The organism is Rahnella sp. RFA10(1/100) (assembly GCF_004195115.1).
In the GTDB taxonomy this organism is placed as follows: Bacteria; Pseudomonadota; Gammaproteobacteria; order Enterobacterales; family Enterobacteriaceae; genus Rahnella; species Rahnella perminowiae.
Window position 1 is genome coordinate 43,197 of the sequence record NZ_SEWR01000005.1, and the last position, 18,390, is coordinate 61,586.

15 protein-coding genes are annotated in these 18,390 nt (G+C 50.1%); 11 read left to right on the plus strand and 4 right to left on the minus strand.

Annotation, left to right across the window (positions count from 1 at the left end):
• Positions 1–23: 23 nt before the first annotated feature.
• Complete coding sequence (gene nudE / locus ETV65_RS15875) at positions 24–581, minus strand: ADP compounds hydrolase NudE (RefSeq protein ID WP_129953793.1); 558 nt, start codon at positions 579–581, stop codon at positions 24–26.
• 442 nt (positions 582–1,023) lie between these two features.
• On the opposite strand from nudE, the gene ETV65_RS15880 reads away from it, so the two are divergent.
• The 7 genes from ETV65_RS15880 (at position 1,024) to ETV65_RS15910 (ending at position 7,987) form a co-directional block, all read left to right on the plus strand.
• Positions 1,024–3,171, plus strand: coding sequence for an intracellular growth attenuator family protein (locus tag ETV65_RS15880; RefSeq protein ID WP_205951597.1), 2,148 nt, complete (start codon positions 1,024–1,026; stop codon positions 3,169–3,171).
• Between the two features lie 114 nt (positions 3,172–3,285).
• Complete coding sequence (gene yrfG / locus ETV65_RS15885; protein WP_129953794.1) at positions 3,286–3,975, plus strand: GMP/IMP nucleotidase; 690 nt, start codon at positions 3,286–3,288, stop codon at positions 3,973–3,975.
• Between the two features lie 24 nt (positions 3,976–3,999).
• Entirely contained in the window at positions 4,000–4,404 is a 405-nt protein-coding gene (gene hslR / locus ETV65_RS15890; RefSeq protein ID WP_129953795.1) for a ribosome-associated heat shock protein Hsp15, read from the plus strand.
• Between the two features lie 58 nt (positions 4,405–4,462).
• Complete coding sequence (gene hslO / locus ETV65_RS15895) at positions 4,463–5,347, plus strand: Hsp33 family molecular chaperone HslO (protein WP_129953796.1); 885 nt, start codon at positions 4,463–4,465, stop codon at positions 5,345–5,347.
• Positions 5,348–5,574: 227 nt separating this feature from the next.
• On the plus strand, positions 5,575–7,197 hold the full coding sequence (gene pckA, locus ETV65_RS15900; protein ID WP_129953797.1) for a phosphoenolpyruvate carboxykinase (ATP): 1,623 nt from the start codon (positions 5,575–5,577) through the stop codon (positions 7,195–7,197).
• 101 nt (positions 7,198–7,298) lie between these two features.
• Positions 7,299–7,511 carry a plasmid stabilization protein gene (locus ETV65_RS15905; RefSeq protein ID WP_129953798.1) on the plus strand — a complete coding sequence of 71 codons (213 nt, stop codon included), beginning with the start codon at positions 7,299–7,301 and terminating at the stop codon, positions 7,509–7,511.
• Positions 7,508–7,987: a type II toxin-antitoxin system VapC family toxin gene (locus tag ETV65_RS15910; protein WP_129953799.1), complete on the plus strand. Its 480-nt coding sequence runs from the start codon at positions 7,508–7,510 to the stop codon at positions 7,985–7,987. The genes ETV65_RS15905 and ETV65_RS15910 overlap by 4 nt, the downstream gene beginning before the upstream one ends.
• Before the next feature lie 260 nt (positions 7,988–8,247).
• On the opposite strand, the gene envZ is transcribed toward ETV65_RS15910, so the two are convergent.
• Positions 8,248–9,609: a two-component system sensor histidine kinase EnvZ gene (gene envZ, locus ETV65_RS15915; protein ID WP_129953800.1), complete on the minus strand. Its 1,362-nt coding sequence runs from the start codon at positions 9,607–9,609 to the stop codon at positions 8,248–8,250.
• A complete protein-coding gene (gene ompR, locus ETV65_RS15920; RefSeq protein WP_009635740.1) occupies positions 9,606–10,325 on the minus strand; it encodes a two-component system response regulator OmpR in 720 nt (239 codons plus the stop codon). Before ompR ends, envZ begins: the two co-directional genes overlap by 4 nt.
• A gap of 589 nt (positions 10,326–10,914) precedes the next feature.
• Between ompR and ETV65_RS15925 the strand changes: the two genes are divergently transcribed.
• The 4 genes from ETV65_RS15925 (at position 10,915) to ETV65_RS15940 (ending at position 15,996) form a co-directional block, all read left to right on the plus strand.
• Positions 10,915–11,463, plus strand: coding sequence for a fimbrial protein (locus tag ETV65_RS15925; RefSeq protein WP_129953801.1), 549 nt, complete (start codon positions 10,915–10,917; stop codon positions 11,461–11,463).
• 106 nt (positions 11,464–11,569) lie between these two features.
• Entirely contained in the window at positions 11,570–12,256 is a 687-nt protein-coding gene (locus ETV65_RS15930) for a molecular chaperone (protein ID WP_129953802.1), read from the plus strand.
• Positions 12,257–12,327: 71 nt separating this feature from the next.
• Entirely contained in the window at positions 12,328–14,871 is a 2,544-nt protein-coding gene (locus ETV65_RS15935; RefSeq protein WP_129953803.1) for a fimbria/pilus outer membrane usher protein, read from the plus strand.
• A 9-nt stretch (positions 14,872–14,880) separates the two neighbouring features.
• Complete coding sequence (locus ETV65_RS15940; protein ID WP_129953804.1) at positions 14,881–15,996, plus strand: fimbrial protein; 1,116 nt, start codon at positions 14,881–14,883, stop codon at positions 15,994–15,996.
• 13 nt (positions 15,997–16,009) lie between these two features.
• Here the strand turns inward: ETV65_RS15940 and pbpC are convergent, their stop codons facing one another.
• Positions 16,010–18,379 (minus strand): penicillin-binding protein 1C, encoded by a 2,370-nt coding sequence (gene pbpC, locus ETV65_RS15945; protein ID WP_129953805.1) that lies wholly within the window; start codon positions 18,377–18,379, stop codon positions 16,010–16,012.
• Positions 18,380–18,390: the final 11 nt, after the last annotated feature.

Sequence of the window (18,390 nt, forward strand, 5' to 3'; positions counted from 1 at the left end):
TTTTAATAGTGTTTACCGCGGGATCAGCGGGCGTTACGCATCAAAAAATCATGCGCCAGGAATAATGCACTCACGTTGCGGGCTTCGCAAAAATCCGGATGCTGCAGCAGTTCCATCATACGTGACACTGGCCAGCGAGTTTGTGGCAAAGGTTCCGGTTCGTCACCTTCCAGACTTTTCATATACAAATCTTTGGCAATGACGATATTCATGCGGCTTGAGAAGTAAGAAGGCGCCATGGTCAGTTTTGCCAGCACATCAAAGTGCCGCGCGCCATGCCCCACTTCTTCCATCAGTTCACGGTTCGCCGCCTCAAGTACGCTTTCACCCGGGTCGATCAGTCCTTTGGGGAAACCCAGCTCGTAGCTTTCAATGCCTACGGCATACTCCTGAATTAACAGCAGTTCATCATCAATGATCGGCACAATCATCACTGCTTCACGATCGGAAGGACGCATGCGTTCATACACGCGTTCGACGCCGTTGCTGAATGTCAGATCAACAGATTCGATGGTGAATAATCGCGAACGGGCTACGGTTTCCACCTTCGTAATTTTCGGTTTTTGCAGGTGTTGTGTCATCTTATCCCCAACTTATTATTCACCTGACCAGAGGTGTTCTAATGGGTTCGTTTGTCTGTTCAAAGGCCACTAACGGTAGTCATTGTGCGTTAATGAACGCCAGCATCGCAATCTTTACTGAAAAACTGTCTTTGTCCCGTGTATTTTTCGGACAAAATATCATTAAAAAATCACCGTTATTCGCGCAAAAAAAACACGTTACCTCATGGCTGTCACATTTTTGCTTTAACAAAAACACTCTCACTTCAAAATAGGATTATACCGATACCCGCCGATTCCCAAATGCAGGTATTCTCTAGCATGGTATTTTTATGCGCACGATTCAGGCAAACAATAATAAAATTCCTATCAAAAAGGCGTTCATGCGCAAAATGTGCATTTCGTTTATGTATAATACTTTCACAGAGTTGACGTAAGTCACCCACGTCTGAACGGGGATCGGATGAGCACAGTAGTCGTGACACTGGTGTTGTTGTGTATCGCAATTATTGCTACAGCGTCTTATTTTTGGCTTGTATTGCGTCGCCGCCAACGCGACGAGTCCGTCGTGCGTTTCTCCACACCGAGTCAGCGCAAACTCTCTCAGAAAGAACGCGATGCAGTTGAACGCTATCTGCGGCAAAATGAAGGCCTCGGCCAGACGCCAATTACCCACCGCAATAATCTGATTATCCTGCGCGATAAACTGACGCTGACCACTAAAAGCGAAAATGTTTATAGCCTGACCCGCGCAATCACCCGCTATGGTGTAGCGAGTGAAGATCCTAACAAATGGCGTTACTTCCTCGATTCTACTGAAATTCACCTGCCGCCATTCTGGGAGCAATACATTGCTCAGGAAAATCAGGTCGAGCTGATCAAAACGCAGAGCCTGCCGCTGGTCATTTCACTCAACGGCCATACCCTGACCGACCACGTTTACGAAGGCCCCGCGCCGGTTTCAGCGGTGATACCTTCGCAGCCGCAAAATGCGTCTATCCGGCACGAAGAAAGCGAGCATATAGAACTGGTCAAAGTGCGCCGCGAAACGCGTGAAGAGCATGCGCTGACCCGGTCGAACGGCGTAAAAGAAGCGGTGGCCGTTTCCGCCATTCTGCTGCTGCTTTTTATCACGCTGCAAAGTCCGGTGATATTTCTACCCTGGTTGCTGACGCTTTCGGCAGGGTTAGCTGTCTGGGTTATCTGGCGCTTAGTGTCCGAACGTTTAGGTAAAAATCGCAAGGAAATCCATTGCCTGCGTGGCTTACCTAAACGCTGGGGTTTGTTTGGTGAATCCAAACAAGGGGATATCAGTAATATTTCACTCGGTGTGGTAGACCTGATTTATCCGCCTCACTGGCAGCCCTATATTGGCCGTGATCTCGGACAGCCTACGGATGTAGAAGTCTATATGAACAGCCACGTCGTGCGTCAGGGGAGTTATCTGACACTCCACGAGGAAGTGAAAAAATTTCCCCTCCAGCAGTGGGGAAGAAATCTGGTGCTCGCCACCAGCGCCTTCCTCCTGCTGCTGGCGTTACTGGTTTATGTGCCGCTTGGCCTGCCGCTCAAACTCAGCGTTGCCTGGTTGCAGGGAGCACAAAGTTCGCAGGTTAACAGCGTACAGGAACTCGAAAAGGCGGCTCTGCGCGTCGGCGATACCTTGAAAGTTCAGGGTTCCGGGATGTGTTATGTGCCACCGTCGGGCAGCCGTTCCGCAACGGGTTTTATGCCTTTTGATTGTTCAGCGATTTACTGGAATACCGCGACGCCTCTTCCGGTTCCGCAGTCAGAAATTATTGATGCCGCTACGGCGCTGCAAACAACGGTGAACAACCAGCTGCATCCCGGTCAGAACCAGACGCCTGAGCAAAACATTAATCCGCAGCTGGCCACCGCCATCGAAAAATCCGGGATGATCCTGCTTGATGATTTCGCAGATATCGTGCTGAAAACCGAAACGCTGTGCGGAAACAGCAATGATTGTGTTCGGCTGAAAAACGCGCTGGTGAATCTGGGCAATTCGAGCAACTGGAACTCACTGGTGAAGCGGGCACAGGCGGGCACATTGCAGGGGATTAACGTTCTGCTACGTCCGGTCAGTGCGCAATCGCTGAGCGAACTGGTGAATAACGCAACATCTTCTTTCTTTGTTCAGGAGACCCGTCGTGCTGCTGACAGGCTTAACAGTCCGCCACCGGGTGGGTTCCTGATAAGCAATGATGAAGGACGTCAGCTGATTGAGATGCCAGCTCCTCCGGTGAGTGTATTCGCTAACCCGCCGCAGGAACAGTGGAAGCAGTTGCAACAGTTATCAACACTCTTGCTGCATACCCCTTTCAGTGCGCAGGGCGTGATCACCAGTATCAGTATCGATGCTAACGGAACCCGTCACATTTCGCTGCACAGCGAGCCGGATATCTCAACGCTCTGGCGTTATCTGGGCACCAGCTTATTACTGTTATTGTTGATCGGTGTTCTGGTGGTTAATAGCCTGCTGTTTATCCGCCGCTTCATCAAAGATAAGCGCCGGATAGACGATATTCAGCAATACTATAATGCCTGCTTTCATCCCACGCTGATGCCCATACCCGCGCAAAAACTGGGTTGAAAAGCACCGGGCGTCCCTGCGTCCCCCGGTCAGATTATGCTACCCTGACGCCCTTCCCTGCTTTCATATATTTGTCCCTGCGGCTTCTCACAGCCGCAAGAACATGGAGTTTTCATGTCCCCTGATTTTGACTGGCAATGCATCGATACCGTTTTACTGGATATGGACGGTACATTGTTGGATCTGGCTTTTGACAGCCAGTTCTGGTTGCAGGATGTCCCGCTGGCCCTCAGCCAGCAGCGTGCGATCCCGCTTGAAAACGCACGCCAGTTAATTCATAACGAATACCTTGCCGTTCAGCACACCATGAACTGGTATTGCTTCGATTACTGGAGCGAAAAGCTAAGCCTGGATATCTACCAGATGACGACAAACATCGGCAAAAATGCGCGGCTTCGCGACGATACACTGCCTTTTTTAGCTCATCTGCGTGAAAGCGGACGGCAAACAATTCTGCTCACTAATGCACATCCGCACAGCCTTTCCGTTAAAATTGAACATACCGGATTAGATCAGCACCTTGATTTACTCCTTTCCACCCACACATTTGGTTATCCGAAGGAAGATCAGCGGTTGTGGTATGCCGTTCAGCAGCAAACGGGCTTTAATCCCGACAGAACCCTATTTGTCGATGACGGTGAACCTATCCTCAATGCGGCAAAAACCTTCGGCATCCGCTATTGTCTGGGTATAGAAAACCCAGATTCGACCATGGCAAATAAGTCATTTGAAGGACATCCTTCCATCAATGACTACCGCAGCCTGTTGCCTGCAATTCACCCTGTAACAGGCCCGGCGAAGTAATACCGGTATGCTCAGGGGAGGGTTATGAAAGGTAAAACGCAAGACGACGATAATGCAGTGCGCCTCGATAAATGGTTGTGGGCGGCTCGTTTTTATAAGACCCGTGCGCTGGCACGCGAGATGATTGATGGCGGCAAAGTGCATTACAACGGTCAGCGGGGGAAACCCAGCAAGCTGATGGAACTGAATGCCGAAATTACCTTGCGCCAGGGAAATGATACAAAAACGATCATCGTTTTGGGGCTCACCACTCAGCGCCGCAGTGCGGAAGAAGCACAGAAACTGTATCAGGAAACCGGTGCGAGCATTGCCAGCCGGGAAAAAATTTCCGAGGCGCGCAAAATGAATGCGATGCCGCACCCGGACAGACGTCCGGACAAAAAGGAACGCCGCAACCTGATCAAATTTAAATATGGCGATACTGAATAAATCTTCAATCTTTCGATGAAAGAGGAAGGATTTACGTTCGCTAAACAGAGAGAAAACTATGTCTAATCACGACCAACTGCATCGCTACCTGTTCAGTCATCACGCCGTTCGCGGTGAACTGGTCTCACTCAAAGAAACCTTCCAGCAGGTTATTGCCGGTCACGAGTATCCGGCCGAAGTGCGTACTCTGCTGGGTGAAATGTTGGTGGCGACCAGCCTGCTGACCGCCACCCTGAAATTTGACGGCGATATTACCGTGCAGTTGCAGGGCGATGGCCCGCTGAAACTGGCCGTGATCAACGGTAACAACAAGCAGGAATTGCGCGGTGTGGCACGTCTGCAGGGTGACATCATCGAAGGCAGTACACTGAAAGAGATGATTGGCAACGGCTACATGGTGATCACTATTTCTCCGACCGTTGGCGAACGCTATCAGGGCGTCGTGGGGCTGGAAGGCGAAAACCTGGCAGAATGTCTGGAAAACTATTTCATGCAGTCTGAACAGCTACCCACCCGCATCTTCATCCGTACCGGTGAAGTGGAAGGCCAGCCTGCTGCAGGTGCCATGTTGTTACAGGTTCTGCCAGCGCAAGATACAGACCCGGAAGAGTTCAGCCATCTGGCACAACTGACCACCACCATCAAAGCGGAAGAACTGCTGACTCTGCCGGCAAATGAAGTGCTTTATCGTCTGTATCATCAGGAAGAGGTCACGCTGTATGAGCCACAGGATGTGTGTTTCCGTTGCACCTGCTCCCGCGAGCGTTGTGCCGCCGCGCTGCTGACGCTGCCGGATGAAGATATTCACGAAATGCTGGAAGCTGATGGCAAAATCGAGATGCACTGCGATTATTGTGGCGCAGACTATGAATTTGATGGGATGGATATGGCGACGCTGAAAGCCAGCGGTGATGTCCATTCCGGAGATGATCACATTCATTGATCGTTGATACGCTCAGCCTGAGGGACTTTTCACTGAAAGGTCCCTTTTTTATTGCTTTTTCATAACCTCGCTTGCACACCTTTCGGGTTTTTCATCACAATTCTGGAAAAACATTCACATCTGCCGTTATTCTTTGAGACCTGTCGCGGCACAAAAGCGATATATACCTACAATAACAACTGATTTATCCCTATTGACGGGATCCAAGTTCAGCAAGGAGCAGGGAAATGCCAACCACTATCGGTATCACCGCCGAAACACTCTCCCAGTATGGGATCCACCAGAATAGCGAAATTGTCTATAACCCTGATTACGAAACTCTTTTTGCAGAAGAGACAGCCCCGGGCCTGGAAGGTTATGAACGTGGGCAGGTGACAGAGCTTGGCGCCGTGAATGTCGATACCGGCATTTTCACCGGCCGCTCGCCGAAAGATAAATACATCGTCCGTGATGACACCACCCGCGATACGCTCTGGTGGGCTGATCAAGGCAAAGGAAAAAATGACAACAAACCGCTGTCGCAGGAAATCTGGACATCATTGAAGACGCTGGTCGGCAAACAGTTATCCGGGAAACGTTTGTTTATTGTCGATGCATTCTGCGGTGCTAATGCTGACTCCCGCCTGAAAGTACGCTTTATCACGGAAGTCGCCTGGCAGGCGCATTTCGTCAAGAACATGTTTATCCGCCCGGAAGCGGGTGAACTGGAAAATTTCGAACCTGATTTCATCGTGATGAACGGCGCCAAATGCACCAATCCGGACTGGCAGACACAGGGCCTGAATTCTGAAAACTTCATCGCCTTCAACCTGACCGAGCGCATCCAGCTGATCGGCGGCTCGTGGTACGGCGGCGAAATGAAGAAAGGCATGTTCGCGGTCATGAACTATCTGCTGCCGTTGCAGGGTATCGCGTCAATGCATTGCTCGGCAAACGTGGGCGAAAAAGGTGATGTAGCGGTATTCTTTGGCCTCTCCGGGACAGGTAAAACCACCTTATCCACCGATCCCAAGCGTAAGCTTATCGGCGATGATGAACACGGCTGGGACGATGACGGCGTGTTTAACTTTGAAGGTGGCTGTTATGCCAAAACCATCAGACTCAGCCAGGAAGCCGAGCCGGAAATTTTCGGTGCGATAAAACGCGATGCCTTGCTGGAAAACGTGATGGTCAGCGAAGACGGAAAAATCGATTTCAACGACAGCAGCAAAACCGAAAATACCCGCGTCTCTTATCCGATTTATCATATTCAGAATATCGTAAAACCGGTATCGAAAGCCGGCCATGCCCGCAAAGTGATTTTTCTGACGGCCGATGCTTTTGGCGTACTGCCGCCGGTTTCACGTCTGACACCTGCGCAAACGCAATACCACTTTCTGTCAGGTTTCACCGCCAAACTGGCCGGTACCGAGCGTGGTGTGAATGAGCCTACCCCCACCTTTTCTGCCTGCTTCGGTGCAGCATTTCTGATGTTGCACCCGACGCAATACTCTGAAGTACTGGTGAAGCGTATGGAAGCCGCAGGGGCTCAGGCTTATCTGGTTAATACCGGCTGGAACGGCACCGGCAAACGTATTTCGCTGAAAAATACCCGCGCTATTATCGATGCGATCCTCAACGATACCCTTGATGAAGCGGAAACCTTCACGTTGCCGCTGTTTAATCTGGCAGTGCCGGTGGTTCTGCCAGGCGTTGACACGCACATTCTGGATCCGCGCAATACTTACGCCAGTCGTGAGCAATGGCAGGAGAAAGCCGAGCACCTGGCACAGTTGTTTATTAATAATTTCGATAAATACACCGATACTCCGGCCGGAGCTGCGCTGGTCAGTGCAGGGCCGAAACGTTAAATTTCAGACACTTTTAACAGGCGCGGGCTCCCGCGCCTTTTTTATTGCAACCGGCACCGCCGCATTTCAGAATAACAGTATTGCTGACAGAGGAGCCTGTTATGGCGACAATTACCGTTCGTAACCTGGATGATGAAGTGAAGGAATTACTGCGCATCGCTGCAGCCAGAAAAGGCCATTCGATGGAAGAAGAAGCACGTTTAATACTGAAACAGGCGCTGACCACTGCGGTGCCTGGTTTTGGTCTTGGCAGTCAGCTTCGACAACGTTTCTCTTCCCTGAGCGTGGAACACCTGGAACGACCACCGAAATGATTATCCTCAATACCGCCGTCATCCTTGAGATGATTAGCCCCGGACCGCAAAAGAACGTGCTGCAATGGCTGGATGCGCAGGACGCAACACAACTGTACCTGACCAGCCTGAACGTCGCGGCGCTTTTCACCTGGGCGGATAATCTGCCGGAGAACCAGCCGAAGGCCGCACTTTCCGATGCCTTACTGGAGATGTTAAACCAGGATTTCGCCGGGCGTCTGCTGTCATTTGATGCTGCCAGCGCACTGTATTACCCGGAGGTGCTGACATTATCAAAGGCGGCCAATATCGTGATGTCGGAGCGTGATATGCAGCTTGCGGCGATTTGCCTGCACCATCAGGCGAGGCTGGCTACGGATCACACGGAAGTGTTTGCCCATACGGGCGTGGTGTTAGTTAATCCGTGGGATACAGCGGAGACGCCGAGATGGCGGGAAGAAGCGGCAGAGTATTATGTGATGAGCAGGAAGAGTTGAGGGGTGGATTGCCGGCACTGGCCTTTCACTGCACGCTTCGCCCGCTGACTTTGCTTCCGGTGCTGCAGCGACAACCGTAAAACGCCCTCCCTGCCTCCCCTTCGCAGGGGGAGGAGCACAACTGCCTTTGAATTTAAGATCGTGCGGGCGGTTCAGAAACGTTCTGAATGACAGGTTGCAGACTTGAGGCTGCAATCCCGAATTAAGAAACCGAAACTTTCACCTGTCTGAATAAAAGGGACTATTAAGGCCCCCCTTAATCAAACCGGTTTCTGCTGAACCGCCACCGCTTTCAGCATCTCCACCGGCAACGGCAAATATGCGCGAATCCGCAATCCTCCCCGGTCACTTTTCCCGATATCCAGCGTGCCCGAATGGGCATCAATAATGCGCTGAACAATCGCCAGACCGAGTCCGGTTCCGCTGGTGGTTCGCGCACTTTCACCACGCACGAAGGGCTGGAACAAATGCTTAAGCTGGTCAGGTTCAATGCCCGGACCATCGTCTTCTACCTGGAACCAGGCCCGCTGCAGTTCGCGGCCACTGCTGACTTTAATCCAGCCGTCGCCATATCGGGCGGCGTTGACCATCATATTGACCACCGCACGTTTGATGGACAGCGGATGCACATTAACCAGCAATTCACCGTCGGCCAGATCAGAATCTATTTCACGCTCATACCCGCTTTCCGTCGCGATCACTTCACCCAAAATACTGTTGAGATCGGTGATTTCTGTCGGCATCTCCTGGCCGGTGCGCAAATAATCGATGAACTGCTCGATGATGGCATTGCACTCTTCTATGTCTTTATTGATCGACTCAGCGAGATAGCTATCATCATCACCCATCATTTCTGTCGCCAGACGAATACGCGTCAGCGGGGTACGCAAATCGTGGCTGACACCCGCCATCAGTAAAGTACGGTCATCAGCCAGCAATTTGACACCGGCTGCCATCTGATTGAAGGCTCGCGTAACAGAACGCACCTCAGACGCACCGTATTCACGCAGTGGTGGCGGAATAATACCTTTACCGACCTGCAACGCCGCATGTTCCAGCTCGACCAGGGGTCGGTTCTGAATACGGATAAACAGCCAGGCACCACCAATCGCCAACAACATAATCGCCAGCGTATAGCGGAATAACGGAGAGAAATCGCCCTGATGGATTTCGGTTAGCGGGACACGCACCCAGATGTCAGGCGACAACCAGGTTTTCAACCACACCACCGGGGTATTTTTATTGACCTCGACGCGCACGTCGGTAGGGCCACCGAGCTGCTGTGCCATCTGCTGACTGAGGAATTCGTAATGCTGCGCCCAGCGCAAACCACTCTCCTCTGCCGCAGAGTTGGTATAAAGAGAAATGCCCAGTTCGCGGTAGATTTCGCGACGAAATGCCGGTGGCACAGCCAGCAACGTCCCATCCTCCAGCTGCAACCGGTCGGTCATCAGCATACGCACTTCGTATGCCAGTACCTTATTGAACTGTTGAAGGCTGGGCAGAATGGCGAAATTCAGCACCACCAGATAGGTCGTCACCAGGCTGACGAACAGCAAGGTGACGATTAATAACAGGGTTCGGGCAAACGAGCTACGCGGTGAAAAGCGTATTCGCTTCATGCCTTACTGCCGTCCGGTACAAATACATAGCCCAGGCCCCAGACTGTCTGGATATAGCGCGGATGCGCCGGATCTTCTTCTACCATGCGGCGCAGACGGGAAATCTGCACATCGATAGAACGTTCCATCGCACTGTATTCACGGCCTCGCGCCAGATTCATCAGCTTGTCACGGGACAGCGGCTCACGCGGATGGCTTACCAGCGCTTTCAACACGGCAAACTCGCCACTGGTCAGCGGCATAGGTTCATCTTCGCGGAACATTTCGCGGGTACCGAGGTTCAGTTTGAATTTACCAAATGAAATGACCGCTTCTTCCTGAGAAGGTGCGCCTGGCAGTTCATTGGCCTGACGGCGCAGGACAGCACGGATACGGGCCAGCAATTCACGCGGGTTAAATGGCTTAGGAATATAGTCGTCGGCACCAATTTCCAGCCCCACGATACGGTCTACTTCTTCACCTTTTGCCGTAACCATAATGATCGGCATCGGGTTGCTCTGGCTACGCAGGCGACGGCAGATCGACAAACCATCTTCACCGGGCAGCATCAGATCCAGAACCATCAGGTGGAATGATTCACGGGTCAGTAAACGGTCCATTTGTTCAGCATTGGCAACGCTACGCACCTGGAAGCCCTGTTCAGTCAGATAACGCTCAAGAAGTGCGCGCAGACGCATATCGTCATCGACCACCAGAATCTTGTGATTTTCTTGCATTTAAATCTCCCAAAGGCGTGAATGCCTGAAGCTTGTATTGTTAGAAAAGTCAGCTAAAACAGACAGCGTTTAATGGTATATATTCTAGTCGAAATTGTAACAATGATTATGGATTTCCTAATTTATCAACAATATCAGAGGAATCTTCCGCACGCGAAGGATGGTTTGTTACCGTTTGTCCCCCTCATCCCCGTTACCGCTCCTGCGCTGGGTTGTTCACTACCTGACCATTTATGGCAAAAAGCCCCCTTCCGGATGACTTCAGTAAAGAAATTTGCGGAAATTTCATAGAATCTAATCATTCGTTTAATTAATAATAAAGAACTTATAAATAACACTCCCTTTTAAAAGCCGATCAATTAATGATCAATTGATCAAGGAAATAAATCAATCAAACATTAATGATCATTAATAACTATATATCCGCAGGGAAAATAAAAGTGCTTTAAATTCATAAGCCGCCATCCTCTATTCAATGGATAAAACTGTTGATAGAATCCGACGAGAAAAGGTGAGTCATAGGTTTTATTAAAATCTATTCAACTTATCTTTTGTTAACCTTCACTTTTTATTTCAGAATGGATGCAAAATGAAAACTAAGCTCAAACTCTTAGCGGGTGGGATATTTATGGCTATGGCAGTCAATAGCTATGCGATCGATGGTGCTATCAACTTTACAGGGGCGATTGTTGAAGAGGCCTGTGAAATCAATGGCGGTGAAGAACTCAGTATACCTTTAGGGACTTATTCAGCCGCACAGTTCCAGGAGATTGGTGATCTCTCACCAAAAATTCCTTTCACTTTACCTCTTGATAACTGCCCTGTCCCTTCAGAGTCTAATCCAACCCCTCATTTCCGTATATGGCTGGAATCCGATACCGTTACGGACACCACGGATTTGATTGCGCTTGGCAATGATTATGGCGATACCATGTCAGATGGCGTCGGTATCAGGATTGAGGATGCTAAAACCAATCAGATAATGAAAATCAACGGGTTACCAGACATGATCTATCCTATCCCCGCCAAAATCATGAATGTCGACCTGCTCGCATATTATGAGTCGTATAAGTTGCCAGGCGATATTACTGCCGGTGCGGCAGATGCACGTGTAAAAGTCACGCTCGATTACAGATAAGCAATTTTAATTTTGCCCTGTAGGAAAATACTTTTACAGGGCATTTTATTGAATGCTCATCTAATTACCGTATGAATATATTGGTACTGTAAGGATTTATACTTGCATGGGTAAAAAAAATTCACTCACATTGTTTTTCATTATAATCTCATTGTTCACATCACAAGCATCTTATGCTGGTGGTATTGTCGTGGGGCGAACCCGCGTTATTTACGATGCAGATAAAAGAGAAGCAAGCCTTTCTGTAAAAAATAATTCAGAAAGCAATCCTTTTCTAATACAGTCCTGGGTTGATGCTGACGGAGAAAAAAAACGCGGCCCCTTTATCATTACTCCCCCGCTATTTAGATTGAATGCCCAGCAGGAAACTAATCTTCGGATTTCCTATAACGGAACATCCCTTCCTGCTGACAGGGAATCCGTTTTCTATGTCAACGTTAAAGCGATACCTTCAACACCTAAAAATACAAAAAACGAATTAAAACTGGTGGTGAACACGCGGATAAAACTCTTTTACCGGCCAACAACACTGTCAGGAAAATCGTTTGAAGCACCCAAGATGCTTACTTTTACAAGAAACAACGGCCATCTCATTATTAAAAATCCAAGCCCTTATCACGTTGTGTTCAGTTCACTGAGCATTGGTCCAACCTTTTTAAAGGAAGTGGCGATGATTTCTCCTTTGAGCCAGTTGGATGTCGTGTTGCCAGCAAATACCTCAGGAAACAGCGTGAAATGGGATGCAATTAATGACTATGGCGGAACGACGGAACGATATGAAAAACCTTTGTAAACAGACCAATAAAGCCACGCCATAACAAACAACAACTTCCTAATAACAACACTCTTAAGTACGAGAAAATTATGCTCACGGATGATAAATTTTTACAGACGCGTTTCACTGGAAACGTTAAAAAACACTCAGCACCGCTCGTACTTAAATTGGGTAGCCTGCTTGCCAGCACGGCTTTAGGATTACTCGTCTCTCAACCCGCCCGCTCGGAGAATGTTTATTTCGATCCTCAGTTCATTGAGCGAAAAGCGGGTGATGTGGGGGTCGTGGACCTTTCTTTGTTTGAAAACAATGATCAGGCACAGTTGCCGGGGGACTACGACACGGCGTTGTATGTAAATACAAAACTAAAATTCCGTCATTCAATCAGTTATTTAGCAAAACCTGATGGCACCCTTGAACCCCAAATTACGCCTGAAATACTGCGAGCGCTGGGCGTCAATGTTGATGCTTTTCCAGCATTAAAAAATCAACAGCCGGATACCCCGCTGGGTTCACTGGCACAGTACATTCCTGCGGCGGATGTTAAATTTGATTTCTTCCTCATGCAGCTCAACTTCAGCATTCCACAGGCAGCGATCGTTCATAATGCTCAGGACTATATTGACCCTAAAAAGTGGGATGACGGTGCGCCGGCCCTCTTCTCAAACTATTCATATTCGGGCGGTCAGCGTAGCAATCGAAATGGCAGCGATGATTCCAGTCAGTATCTCAATTTGCAAAACGGTTTAAACGTGGGTCCGTGGCGCCTACGCAACTACACCACCTATAGCAACACCGGGGACGAGAAACGTTGGGATACCATCTCAACCTACGCAGAACGGGATATAAAAACCTTAAAGTCAAAATTCCAAATCGGCGAAAATTCTACCTCCGGGGAAATCCTCAGCAGTGTCCCTTTCTCAGGGGTTCAGCTTTTTTCCGACGATAATATGCTGCCAAACAGCCAGCGGGGTTTTGCACCCACAATACGGGGAGTGGCAAACACCAATGCTGAGGTCACTATTCGGCAGAATGATCACATCATTTATCAGTCCTTTGTACCACCGGGTGCCTTTGAGATTAACGATCTTTATCCTTCATCCTATAGCGGAAATCTTGAGATAACGGTGAAGGAAGCCGACGGCACGGAGCGTCGCTTTAATCAGCCGTTTTCCGCTATTCCGATCATGCAACGTCCGGGACGTTTGAAATATACCGCAACCGCAGGCGTTTACCGTGCAACCAATGCCGATGAAAAGGAGCCCACTTTCGCTCAGGGCACCGCTATCTATGGTTTTTCCAATACCGTCACTACTTATGGTGGCTCAGTGGTATCAGAAGATTACTTTTCAGCCCTTTTCGGGCTTGGTTATAACCTCCAGTGGCTAGGCGGTATTTCTGCCGATTTTACGCATGCCCGTACGACTCTCGACGATAATCAGACCACATCGGGTCAGTCGTATCGCATTCAATATTCGAAGAATATAGAAAAAACCGACACCAATTTCAGCCTGGCAAGTTACCGCTATTCGAGTGCCGGTTATTACGACTTTGACGAATCGACGCAGCACATTGATAAAGGGAGTACGTCTGGTCTGGATTACCACAAGCGCAGCAAAATCCAGTTCAATATCAATCAGACCTTATGGGAAGGTGCGAGCTTATATCTGTCAGGTTATGAGCAGGACTATTGGAACGACAGCGGCAAAGAGAAAAACCTCTCGCTCGGCTTCAACCACAGTCTCTTTGGCATCAGTTATAACCTGAGCTATTCCTACAGCAAATTACAGGGTGAGGATGACGATCAGCAGATATCTCTGAACGTACGTGTTCCTCTCAGTCGCTGGTTGCCTCAAAGCTGGGCTACTTACAATGTTTCTAACCAGAAAGGTGAAGGGACGCGTCATCAGGTTGGATTGAGCGGAACTGCGCTTGACGATCGCCGACTGAGCTATTCGCTACAGCAAAGTTATACGGACCGGGATAGTGAAAGTGGGAGCAACCTGTATTCATCCTATCGTTCTTCCTTTGGCAATCTCAATGCCGGTTATAACTACAGTCGCGACTCTCAACAATTGAGCTACGGCATTGCCGGGGGCATCGTGGCGCATTCTCATGGCATCACACTGTCTCAACCGCTTGGGGAGTCGTTTGCATTAATAGACACCAATGGTGCCAGTGGTGCCCGCCTGCAAAATCTTCCCGGCGTAAGAACTGACTGGCGCGGTTTTGCTGTAGTCCCCTATCTGACAGCGTATAACGAAAACCGCATCGCGATGGACACGACAACTTTGCCGGGTGATGTGGACCTCGAAAATACCTCTGCAGTCGTGATCCCCAATTCTGGCGCAATGGTTACCGCACACTTTGATGCCCGAGTGGGTGCGAGGGTATTGGTGACACTTACCCGTATAAACGGGACGCCCGTACCTTTCGGTGCCATCGCTGCGACTGAAAATCAAAGCAATATCGTAGATGAAGGCGGTGTCGTGTATCTGTCGGGTATTCCGTTAGAAAAAAACGTAATGCTTCATGTTAAATGGGGAAATACCGCCTCCCAGCAATGTCAGGCTCAACTCACCATTGCAGCTTCCACCTCTCAGGTGAACTCGCTGACGGCTCAGTGTATTTAAGGATTATTTATGCATACTAAAAAACAAACTCTGCACAATCTGGTACCCCTTATCAAGCTCTCACTGTTGGGTATCATCATGAGTAGTTTTTCATCCCTTGCACAGGCAGGGTCAGCCATATGCTCGCCAGAAGATGGCGCAGGCGCGAATTATGAGAATTTCCTGCACGAAGATATTCCCGCATCGGATAACGAGAGAGGGAAAAAGTATGAACGAAACATGAACGGAAGCATGCAGAATTACACCATTACCTGCAATTGTACTGACAACGATGCCAGCAGCAGTGGCGGTGTATTACTGATGTACACTGTAAAAACGGCCCTGCCTAAGGGAACTGAGCCGGGATATTACCAAATTAACGATCATATTGATGTCAAAGCACTGCTCGATCTGCCTCCGGCAACCGGTGTTACTGTACCAACAACGAAAACACTGGGTGATGCCACGCACCACACCGATGCCAATAATAACGGCGTATGCGCTCAGCAAAATACCCGTGCCAGCTTCGATGTTGGTGCAAAAGGCTCATTATCTTTTTCTATTACCACACCTTTCATGGGCGAACTGGACATTCCCCGAACAGAAATCGCTCAGATTTATTTATCCTCAGGTACTGCCATCGTGACCGCCCCCCCGCTTGGCCCGCCCGTTGCCCGTGTCTACATAAGCGGTAAACTGACCGTTCCCCAAAGTTGTGAAATCAATAAAGGTGAAACCATCACGGTCAATTTCGGTGCCATCGCCGCCAATAAATTTACCGCGCTTGGCCAACCGCCTAAGGGCTATATTCCTTCAACGTTCGACATCACTTATAACTGTACAGCACATGGATTGCCGCAGATCCCGACAGGCACACAACTAGCCATGCGGTTGAAAGGTGACGATCTGGCGGATCAGTATACGCTGGTAGCAAGGCGCCGCACTTCTGATAACAAAGCTGACATCGGTATTCGTGTTGAAAATGCTGCCGGCACCGCTATCCCGTTTGAATCAGGAAATCTCCCGATGAATCAAAATGGTGTCGGTAATATAGCCATGACAGCCTATCCGATTAACCTCATTGGTGGAGGACTGGATACCGGTGAGTTCAGTGCCATGGCAACGTTGAAAATAGATATCCGATAAGCAGCCACGTTCTTCAGTTCACAATCTCTATATTCACTAACCGGCTGTCCGCCCTTCCATGATCGTCGACCGCACGGATACGGTACTGGCCGTTATTGATGGGCCGCCAGTTAATAGCAGATTTGCTGGCAGAGCTGCCGAGGTAGATGTCATCGACAAACCAATACACCGTTTTACTGTCCGCATCCGTGACCGCATTAAAGGCAATCCGGTCACGACCTTGCAGTGACTGCCGCAGCGTGTAAGTGGTATTTTTCAGTGGTGATGTGATGCGCGGAGGATTACCGCTGACATCCACCCCCTCATCTTTGCAGTGATTGACCGGGGGTTTGCGTTTTGGCAGGCCTGCCTGTGCAAACACATTCGCCAGATCCGATGGCCAGAACTCAAACACTTCCGTACGGGTTTCGTCTTCCTCATAAGGTGGGCAGGCCACCTCACCGGTGAGTTTATCGAGACGTACCGGCCGGTAAACCGTATCAACTTTGATCGGCGACTTGCCCGGAATAAACCAGGTTTTCCCTTTTTGCTGGCACCACGGGGTTGGTAAATCACCACTGGCGAGGCAGATATCAACCCGCTTCAGCCGCTTCGGAAACGGGCGTTCAGGCTCCTGCAAATCAGGATAACTGGCGTTAATGTTGTCGATAATATTGAAAAATAACGGCGCCGCCGCCTCTGCGCCGACAAACACGTTGTTGCCTTTACTGTCAAAATTCCCTTCCCATACGACTAACACATAAGGCCCGAAAACCCCCACGCTCCAGGCATCACGAAAGCCCCAGGAGGTGCCGGTCTTCCAATAAACCGGCAGCGAAGACGGCGCCTGTGCCAGCGTATCGCCAGGTCGGCGGTGCTGGCGCAGCATGTCGAGTGTCATAAAACTGGCTTCCTCACTCAGCAAACGCACTGGCACCGTCTGGCGTGGATCGGACTTTTGCATCCGCAGTGGTTGCAACACACCCCGGTTCGCCAGCAGGGCATACAGTTTTGCCAGTTCCTGCATCGTCACCTCCCCGCCGCCCAGCACCAGCGACAAACCGTAGTGATTTTCGCCGGACATATTGGCGATGCCGGACAGACGCAGGAACTGATAGAACGTTGGCTGGCGAAGCTGTGACGCGACATAGACGGCAGGAATATTGCGACTGAAATTCAGTGCATCAGTTGCGGTCACCGGACCGAGAAAGCGGCGATCAAAGTTCTCCGGCGCGTAGGCACCAAACGCGGAAGGCACATCCTTCAGGATAGTCATCGGGTGCAGGACACCCTGTTCCATGCCCAGCGCATAAATGAAGGGCTTGAGCGCTGATCCCGGCGAGCGTTTGGCATTGGTGCCATTTACCTGCCCCTGAATCGCACGATTGTAATAATCCGCAGACCCAACCAGCGCACGCACACCCATATCACGGGTGTCGACCAGTAAAACGGCGGCATTGTGAATACCACGGTTTGTATTGCGGGTGATAAATGCATTGACCTGACGCTCGGTCAGCCGCTGCAAACCCGCATCCAGGGTAGTATCAATTCGGGTATCCGTGCGGATAACCTGCGGGTTTTGCTGACGTAACTGTTCAATGAAATGTGGGGCAATGTATGGCATCCGCTCGGGCTGGCGCATGGCCAACGGCAATCGGAATAATGAAAGCTGGCTGCTGTCTGTCGCATAATGCGCCTGCCAGCGCAGGAAAAGCCGATTACGTGCCTGCGTCAGCGCCGCACCGACAACACCGGTTTTAGGGTCGATACGGTTGCTCGGCGATTGCGGCAAAACTGCCAGCGTCATGGCTTCCGGTAACGTCAGGTATTTCGGGGCTTTGTTAAAATAGATCAGGCTGGCCGCGCCAATACTTTCAATATTTCGTCCGTACGGCGCGTTGTTCAGATAGGCTTCAAGAATGTCATGTTTGGAATAACTCAGCTCCAGTTGCACAGCACGCAACACCTGCATGAATTTACCGGATGGCGTGCGGGTATTCAGATGCCAGCGCATTCGCGCGAGTTGCATTGTGATGGTCGAGCCGCCCTGCATCTTTCCGCCAGCGATATAGCTGCGCCAGAAACCCCGCATCAGGCTGAACGGATTGAAACCGGGGTTATAATAGAACCCGCGATCTTCGTGCAGCAACAAGCTTTTCACCGCCAGCGGAGACACCTGTTCCAGCGGCGTCCACAGCCGGTAGCGATCATCGTTCGCCAGCGTGATACGCATCAGCGTGCCCTGCCGGTCATAGTAAACGGTGGAAAAAGGTTGCCCTTGCGAAAGAGGCGGATGCGGCCAGAGGCGACATGCCACCATAATCAGCACCAGTAAAAAAACCGCCATTGCTATGTTTTGCAGCTGACGTTTGGCTGTTTTAGAAAATGCGGGAAAGGTGATCATCTTGCTACTCA

Coding starts and splice junctions, on each gene's coding strand:
- nudE (WP_129953793.1), bottom strand. CDS start 581: ATGACACAACACCTGCAAAAACCGAAAATTACGAAGGTGGAAACCGTA.
- ETV65_RS15880 (WP_205951597.1), top strand. CDS start 1,024: ATGAGCACAGTAGTCGTGACACTGGTGTTGTTGTGTATCGCAATTATT.
- yrfG (WP_129953794.1), top strand. CDS start 3,286: ATGTCCCCTGATTTTGACTGGCAATGCATCGATACCGTTTTACTGGAT.
- hslR (WP_129953795.1), top strand. CDS start 4,000: ATGAAAGGTAAAACGCAAGACGACGATAATGCAGTGCGCCTCGATAAA.
- hslO (WP_129953796.1), top strand. CDS start 4,463: ATGTCTAATCACGACCAACTGCATCGCTACCTGTTCAGTCATCACGCC.
- pckA (WP_129953797.1), top strand. CDS start 5,575: ATGCCAACCACTATCGGTATCACCGCCGAAACACTCTCCCAGTATGGG.
- ETV65_RS15905 (WP_129953798.1), top strand. CDS start 7,299: ATGGCGACAATTACCGTTCGTAACCTGGATGATGAAGTGAAGGAATTA.
- ETV65_RS15910 (WP_129953799.1), top strand. CDS start 7,508: ATGATTATCCTCAATACCGCCGTCATCCTTGAGATGATTAGCCCCGGA.
- envZ (WP_129953800.1), bottom strand. CDS start 9,609: ATGAAGCGAATACGCTTTTCACCGCGTAGCTCGTTTGCCCGAACCCTG.
- ompR (WP_009635740.1), bottom strand. CDS start 10,325: ATGCAAGAAAATCACAAGATTCTGGTGGTCGATGACGATATGCGTCTG.
- ETV65_RS15925 (WP_129953801.1), top strand. CDS start 10,915: ATGAAAACTAAGCTCAAACTCTTAGCGGGTGGGATATTTATGGCTATG.
- ETV65_RS15930 (WP_129953802.1), top strand. CDS start 11,570: ATGGGTAAAAAAAATTCACTCACATTGTTTTTCATTATAATCTCATTG.
- ETV65_RS15935 (WP_129953803.1), top strand. CDS start 12,328: ATGCTCACGGATGATAAATTTTTACAGACGCGTTTCACTGGAAACGTT.
- ETV65_RS15940 (WP_129953804.1), top strand. CDS start 14,881: ATGCATACTAAAAAACAAACTCTGCACAATCTGGTACCCCTTATCAAG.
- pbpC (WP_129953805.1), bottom strand. CDS start 18,379: ATGATCACCTTTCCCGCATTTTCTAAAACAGCCAAACGTCAGCTGCAA.